Origin of the sequence: Streptomyces sp. CC224B (assembly GCF_030010595.1) — a bacterium.
Lineage (GTDB): Bacteria > Actinomycetota > Actinomycetes > Streptomycetales > Streptomycetaceae > Streptomyces > Streptomyces longispororuber.
This window is the reverse complement of the sequence record NZ_JASCXL010000028.1, coordinates 84,147-91,058: the sequence shown is the minus strand read 5'-3', so window position 1 is coordinate 91,058 and position 6,912 is coordinate 84,147. Positions and strand designations below refer to the sequence as shown.

Below are 6,912 nucleotides of genomic sequence, written 5' to 3'. Positions count from 1 at the left end.
GGGCGTCGCGGCCTCGTCGCCGACGTGCGGCTCGGCCGGGGGGCGGGTGATGGTGGGCGTGCGCGACGGGGCCTTGGCCGGCGGGAGCCGCTTCTTCTTGCGGCTGCCGACGACCAGCCCGCCGCGGGACCCGCCCCCCAGCAGCCCGAGGCGGAGGACGACGGCGCGCGCCCGCCCGGGGACGGCGGCCCCGCGCCTGCCGGTGCCGCCGGGGGCTCCGAGGCGGAAGGCCGGGCCACGTGCTCGCTCTCCGTCTAGTCCGCGGCGCCCACCCGCTGGTCCTGCTGCGGCGGCTGCTCGTCGCCGCCACGTCCGCCGGGACCGGGTTCCTGCTCCTGTGCGCGCTCGGCCACGCCCTGGCCCACCCCGGCTCGACCGGCGCCGTGCTGCGCCTGGCCTGGTGCGCGCTGCCGCTCGCCGCCACCGTGTACTTCGCCGTCACCGTGGCCCGCACCGACCCCGGCACCAAGCCGCGCCCCGGGCTCGCCTCCGTCGGCCTCGGCCCCGGCCGGCTCATGGTCCTCTCCGCCATGACCACGGCGGTGGCCTGCACGCTCGGCTCCGCGGTGGCCCTGCTGTGCTTCCTCCACCTGCGCGGCGACCTGACCGGCCTGCCGTTCGACGGCGCGGCCGCCGGCGCGCTCGGCGCGGGCCGGCCGCTGCCGGTGGCCGCCACGCTCACCCTGCTCGTGCTCGTACCGCTGGCCGCGTCCGTCACGACCGCGCTCACGCTGCGCCCGCGCCGCCCCAAGCCGGGCACGGAACCACCCGACCCCGACGCCCCGCCCCAGTCCCCCGGCGGCCTGCCGTGGGGGGTCGCCCTGCTGGGCGCCGGGCTCGCCGTCGAGGCGTACGCGAGCGGCGGCGCCACCGCGGGCCTGCGCGTGCCCGGGGCCGGCGGCAACCCGGCCGGGGTGCTGGCGGGCTGGGTGCTCACCGCGGTGGGCCTCGCCCTCGCCGGGCCCGGCCTCACCTACCTGTGCGGGCACCTCCTCCAGACGGCGCGGCCCGGCGCGCTGCGACTGCTCGCGGGGCGCGTCCTGATGCGCGAGGCCCGGCGGCTCGGGCAGCCGCTCGGCGTGGTGTGCGCCGTGGCGTCCGGCACGTACGCGCTGAGCACCCTGCACACCGCGGGCGGCCCCGCCGACGTCGGCCCGTTCAGCACGCTCGGGGCGCTCCTCGTCGCGGGCTGCGCCGTGCTGACCCTGGCCACCGCCGCCGCCGAGGGGCGCCGCTCCCGCACCGGCGTCCAGGAGGCGCTGACCCGCCTGGGCGCCCCCGCCTCCGTGCTGCGCGGCTGCGCGGCCCTGCGCACGGGCGCGCTGCTCGTCGTCTTCACCCCGCTGACGTGGCTGGTGGCGGAGCTGGCGGCGATGCCCCTGACCCGCTGAGGACACCCGGCCGGGTGCGGGCCCGGCTGGGTGCGGACCCGGCCGGGTGCGGGGCGGCCCCCAGGCTCCCGTCCCGGCCCCGGCCCCCGTGTCCCAGCCCCGGCCCCGGCCCCGGCTCCGCCCCGGGGCCCGGCCCGAAGGGCGCGGCATCCCGGACAGAAGGGGCCGCAACGGGCGCCGTCCCGCACGCGATGCGACTTCGCCGAAAAAATATTCGCCCCCAGCGATGACTTCCGCCGCAGCCACCTGTCTACCCCTGCGTAAGCCACCACGTACCCAGCTACGCACCTGCGGGAGACACCCCATGCACCAGCAGATGATCTTCGTGAACCTGGCCGTCGCCGACGTCGAGGCCTCCAAGAAGTTCTTCACGGAGCTCGGCCACACGATCAACCCGCAGTTCTCGACGGACGACTGCGCCTGCGTCGTGATCAGCGACACGATCGTCGCGATGCTGCTCGCCAAGCCGCGCTACCAGGAGTTCACGGGCAAGGAGATCGCCGACGCCACGAAGACCAGCGAGGTGCTGCTGTGTCTGAGCGCGGAGAGCCGCGAGAAGGTCGACGAGATCGTGGACAAGGCCCTCGCGGCGGGCGGCACGGCCGGCCGCACCCAGGACTACGGCTCGATGTACGGCCGCTCCTTCGACGACCTCGACGGCCACACCTGGGAGGTCATGTGGATGGATCCGGCGGAGGTCCAGGGCTGAGGCTCCCCTCCCCCGCCCGGGTGCCTAGCATGGGCGGATGCCTCCCTCCGCAGCATCCGCCCCGCGCCCCGGCGACTCCGCGGCATCCGCCCCGCACCCCGGCGACCGCGAGATCGAGACGCTCGCCGAGTTCGACGAGGTCGTCGCCGGACGCGGCTCCCTCGCCGGACACCGCGTCCAGGCCGTCGACCTGACCGACCGTACGGACGTGCTGCTCACGGTCGACACCACGGACGCCGTCTTCCTCGGCTGCCCGATGGGCCAGGACGCGGCGGCCCGGGTCCGCGCCTCGGGAGCGCTGGTCTTCCCGCCCGTGCCCGGCCTCCCCTTCGACCCCTACCGCGCCCGGCTCTACGCGCCCGATGACCTGTACGCGGGCCTGTCCGACGGCGGCTACGAGGCGACCCCCGACGCCCGGGCGTACGCCTGGTTCCAGCGCACCAAGGCCGACGGCGACGTCTTCGCCTCCATGCTGCGCGCGGTCCACGACGACTCCGTCTCCGACGCCCTCGACGAACTCCTGCACGGCGAGCGGGTCGTGGGCGTCATGGGCGGCCACCGGATGGCCCGGGGCACGGACGCGTACGCCGGCGCGGCCCGGCTCGGACGCTCCCTCGCGCGCGCCGGGCTCACGGTGGCCACCGGCGGCGGCCCCGGCGCCATGGAGGCGGCGAACCTCGGCGCGTACACCGCCCCCTTCGACGACGCCGCCCTGGACGAGGCGCTCGAACTCCTCGCCAAGGCGCCCTCGTTCACGCCGTCGGTGACCGAGTGGGCGCGGGCCGCCTTCGCCGTGCGGGAGCGGTGGCCGTCCGGCGGGGCCTCGGTCGGCATCCCCACGTGGTTCTACGGCCACGAGCCGCCGAACGCGTTCGCCTCCCACCTCGCCAAGTACTTCGCCAACGCCACGCGCGAGGACGGGCTGCTCGCCCGCTCGAACGCGGGCGTCATATTCCTCCCCGGCGCCGCCGGGACGGTGCAGGAGATCTTCGACAACGCGACGCCCAACTACTACGCGTCGCGCGGCGAGCCCACCCCCATGGTCCTGGTGGACCGGGAGCACTGGACGACCCGCCTCCCGGCCTGGCCCCTGCTCCAGTCCCTGGCGAAGGACCGCCCGATGGCCCGGCGCGTCACCCTGGTGGACACCGTGGCGGAGGCGGCGGGGGCGCTGGCGGCGCTGGCGGACTGACCGCGCCCCCGGTGCGCCGCAGGCCTCAGCCGAACGAGGCCCGCTCCAGCCAGAACTCCAGGAGTTCCCGGTCGCCGAGGACCTCCACCCGGCCGGAGTCCACCGGCCGCCGCCGGTAGAACGCGAGCAGCACCTCCGTCAGCGGCCCGCGCAGCGCGACGTCCGCCTTGGTGTGCCTCCGCTCCCAGGACACCCCGTCGGGACCGAGCGTGATGGTCCACTCCGCGGCCAGCTCCGGCCCGGCGTCGGTGGCGTGCAGGTGCAGCGTCCGCCCGTCGCCGCGCAGCGCCACCGCCCGCTCGTCCGCCGCCACCCGCTGCACGAACCGTACGATGTCCAGCCACTCGTCGACGGCGTCGGCGGCCACCTCCGGCGCGAGCTCGTACGGCACCCCGACGGCGAGGGCCGCGTCCGCGCGGTGGATCGCCACCTCGTGCGTCATCCGCCGCGCCCAGAACCCGGCGGTGGCCTCGCCCGTCCAGGACCACACCGGCGTGTCCGCGTCGGCGCCGCGCAGCGTCGCGTCGAACATCTCCGCCGTCTCGGCCAGCCACGCGTCCAGCGCGGCGGCGCCGCCCTCCTCAGGGCCGTGGAAGCCGGGCACCTCCGAGTCGGGGATGTTCTCCGTCGTCCGCGTGCGCACGTGCAGCTCGACCCAGCGCACGGCGCCCCCGACGTGCCGAGCCAGGCGGTCGAGGGTCCAGTCGGGGCACGTGGGCACGGTCATCGACAGGTCGGCGCCGTCCAGGGTCGTCCGCAGGCTCGCCAACTGCGCGGCGACTTCGGTGCGGTAACGCTCGTACGGGAGGATCGTCATGCGTCCGACCCTAGGACGCCGCCCCCGGCCGCAGCACCACGATTTCCTCCACCGCGAAGCGCACCCCCACGCGCGCGCCCGGCTCCGGCGCGTCCCGCAGCCCGCACGCGGCCTCCAGGCGGGGCGCGCCCCCATCGCCGGTGGGCTCCAGGCGCACGGCGACGTGCGTCCCCCGGAACGTGCGCCCCGTCACGACGCACGCGAGCCCGTCGTCCACGCCCGTGAGGCGCACACCGGCGGGCCGTACGAGCAGCCGGCACCGCCCGTCCGCGGTCCCCTCCGGCACCGGCACCTTGCCCCACACCGTCTCGGCGCTGCCGCCGGTGACCGTCGCGTCGACCACGTTGTCGAAGCCGAGGAAGCGCGCCACGAACTCGTCGGCGGGCCTGCGCCACACCTCCAGAGGCGTACCGGACTGGGCGATGCGGCCGTCCCGCATCACCACGACCCGGTCGGCGAGCGCGAACGCCTCGCCCTGGTCGTGCGTGACGGCGAGCACCGTCGTACCCAACTCCTGGAAAAGCTCCCGCAGTTCGGCGACCAAACGCTCCCGCAGCGAGCGGTCGAGCTGGCCGAGCGGCTCGTCGAGCATCAGCAGCCGCGGCCGGGGGGCCAGCGCCCGCGCGAGCGCGACCCGCTGCTGCTCCCCGCCCGACAGCGCGGAGACGGCCCGCTTCTGGGCGCCGGGGAGGCCCACCAGGTCGAGGAGTTCCGCGACCCGCAGGGCCTGCTCGGCGCGCGGCACCTTGCGCATGCGCAGCCCGAAGGCCACGTTGCCCGCCACGTCCCGCTGCGGGAACAGCTGGTGGTCCTGGAACATGAGGCCCACGCCCCGCTTGTGCGCGGGCACCCCGGTCTGGTCGTGCCCGCCGAGCGCGATCCGCCCGGCGTCGAGCGCCTGGAGCCCGGCGACCGCGCGCAGCAGCGTGGACTTGCCGCTGCCGCTGGGACCGAGGACGCACACGATCTCGTGCTCGGCGACGGCGAGGTCGACGGCGTCGAGCGCGGCCCGCGCGCCGAAGCGCACCGTGGCCCCGTCGAGCCGCAGCAGCGGGTCCGGTCCGCTCGCCGCGGGGGCCGTGGCGGTCATCAGAACTCTCCCGTCGTACGGTCCGTGCGCACCCGCTCCAGGAGCAGCAGCGAGACGGCGCACACCACCATGAGGATCGTGGACAGGGCCATCGCCTGCCCGTAGTTGAGGTCCCCGGGGCGCCCGAAGAGCGTGGCCACCGCGACCGGCAGCGTCGGGTTGTCGGGCCGGGCGATGAACACCGTCGCGCCGAACTCGCCGAGCGACACCGCGAAGGCGAACCCGGCCGCGACGAGCAGCGCCCGCCGCACCAGCGGCAGGTCCACCTCCCGCCAGGCCCGCAGCGGCGAGGCGCCGAGCACGGCCGCCGCCTCGCGCAGCCGCCCGTCCACCGCGCGCAGCACCGGCAGCATCGTACGGATCACGAACGGCACGCCCACGAGGGCCTGGGCGAGCGGCACCAGGAACCACGACGCCCGCAGGTCCAGCGGCGGCTCGTCCAGGGCGATGAGGAAGCCGAAGCCGACGGTCACGGCGGACACGCCGAGCGGCAGCATGAGCAGCGCGTCGAAGCCGCGCACGAGCCGGCCCGCGCGCCGGGTGAGCGCCGTCGCCGCGAGCCCCCCGACCACCAGGGCGATGGCGGTGGCCACCACGGCGTACTGGAGCGAGTTCCAGACGGCGTCGATCGGCGGGACCAGGAACGCCCCGCCGTCGGTCGAGGTGAGCTGCTCGTAGTAGGCGAAGCCGGGACCCTCGGAGGTGTCGAGGGAGCGCTGGACGAGGACGCCGAGCGGCAGCACGATCAGCGCGGCCACGGTGAGCAGCACGAACCCGAGCAGCCCGCGCTGCCCGGCGCCGCGCGGCGGGCGCGCCGTCGTGGCGGCGTCGACGAGCCGGAGCGTGCTCTCGCGCCGGCGCACGGTCCAGGCGTGCACGGCGAGGACCGCGCCGACGGCGGCGAACTGCACGAGGGTCAGCACGGCCGCCGTCGCCAGGTCGAACAGGTTGGCCGTCTGCCGGTAGATCTCCACCTCGAGCGTCGCGTACGTGGGTCCGCCGAGGATCTGCACGATGCCGAAGGACGTGAACGTGAACAGGAACACCATCAGCGCGGCGGCCGCCACCGCGGGCGCCAGCGCGGGCAGCGTCACCGTCCGCCAGGCCCGCGGCCGGGAGGCGCCGAGCATCCGGGCGGCCTCCTCCTGGCGCGGGTCGAGCTGCGCCCACAGGCCGCCGACGGTGCGCACGACCACGGCGTAGTTGAAGAAGACGTGCGCGAGCAGGATCGCCCAGACGGTGGTGTCCAGGCGCACCCCCCACAGCTCGTCGAGGAGCCCGCCGCGCCCGATCAGCGCGAGGAAGGCGGTGCCCACGACGACGGTCGGCAGCACGAACGGCACGGTGACGACCGCGCGCAGCACCTGTTTGCCCCGGAAGTCGAAGCGCGCGAAGACGTATGCGCCGGGGAGCGCGAGCAGGAGGGTGAGCGCGGTCGAGGCGAGCGCCTGCCAGGTGGTGAACCACAGCACGTGCTGGATGTCGGACTGCCCGAGCACGTCGGCGATCCGCCCGAACCGCCAGGCGCCGTTCACCTTCAGGCCGCGCGCGACGATCGCGGCGACCGGATAGGCGAAGAAGACCGCGAAGAACGCGACGGGCAGGGCCATCAGGCCGAGCCGCGCCGCGCCGCCCCGCGAGAGGCGGAGCCCCCGGCCGCGGCGGGCCGGGGGCCCGGCCGCGCCGTCCGGGGCCGGGTCCCCTTCGGGCCCC

Annotated in this window: 6 protein-coding genes; 3 read left to right on the top strand and 3 right to left on the bottom strand. The window is 76.2% G+C overall.

Annotated features, from left to right (window positions below):
- The first annotated feature begins 239 nt into the window (after window positions 1-239).
- From QK440_RS14100 to QK440_RS14090, 3 genes are all read left to right on the top strand, one after another.
- Window positions 240-1,391 carry a hypothetical protein gene (locus tag QK440_RS14100; RefSeq protein WP_282793411.1) on the top strand — a complete coding sequence of 384 codons (1,152 nt, stop codon included), beginning with the start codon at window positions 240-242 and terminating at the stop codon, window positions 1,389-1,391.
- Window positions 1,392-1,695: 304 nt separating this feature from the next.
- On the top strand, window positions 1,696-2,100 hold the full coding sequence (locus tag QK440_RS14095) for a VOC family protein (RefSeq protein WP_282793410.1): 405 nt from the start codon (window positions 1,696-1,698) through the stop codon (window positions 2,098-2,100).
- Between the two features lie 37 nt (window positions 2,101-2,137).
- A complete protein-coding gene (locus QK440_RS14090) occupies window positions 2,138-3,292 on the top strand; it encodes an LOG family protein (RefSeq protein ID WP_282793409.1) in 1,155 nt (384 codons plus the stop codon).
- Window positions 3,293-3,317: 25 nt separating this feature from the next.
- On the opposite strand, the gene QK440_RS14085 is transcribed toward QK440_RS14090, so the two are convergent.
- The 3 genes from QK440_RS14085 to QK440_RS14075 are packed head-to-tail and all read right to left on the bottom strand — an operon-like array spanning window position 3,318 to window position 6,809.
- Complete coding sequence (locus tag QK440_RS14085; RefSeq protein WP_282793408.1) at window positions 3,318-4,109, bottom strand: maleylpyruvate isomerase family mycothiol-dependent enzyme; 792 nt, start codon at window positions 4,107-4,109, stop codon at window positions 3,318-3,320.
- Between the two features lie 10 nt (window positions 4,110-4,119).
- Window positions 4,120-5,199 carry an ABC transporter ATP-binding protein gene (locus QK440_RS14080; RefSeq protein ID WP_282793407.1) on the bottom strand — a complete coding sequence of 360 codons (1,080 nt, stop codon included), beginning with the start codon at window positions 5,197-5,199 and terminating at the stop codon, window positions 4,120-4,122.
- A complete protein-coding gene (locus tag QK440_RS14075) occupies window positions 5,199-6,809 on the bottom strand; it encodes an iron ABC transporter permease (RefSeq protein WP_282793418.1) in 1,611 nt (536 codons plus the stop codon). The genes QK440_RS14080 and QK440_RS14075 overlap by 1 nt, the downstream gene beginning before the upstream one ends.
- Window positions 6,810-6,912: the final 103 nt, after the last annotated feature.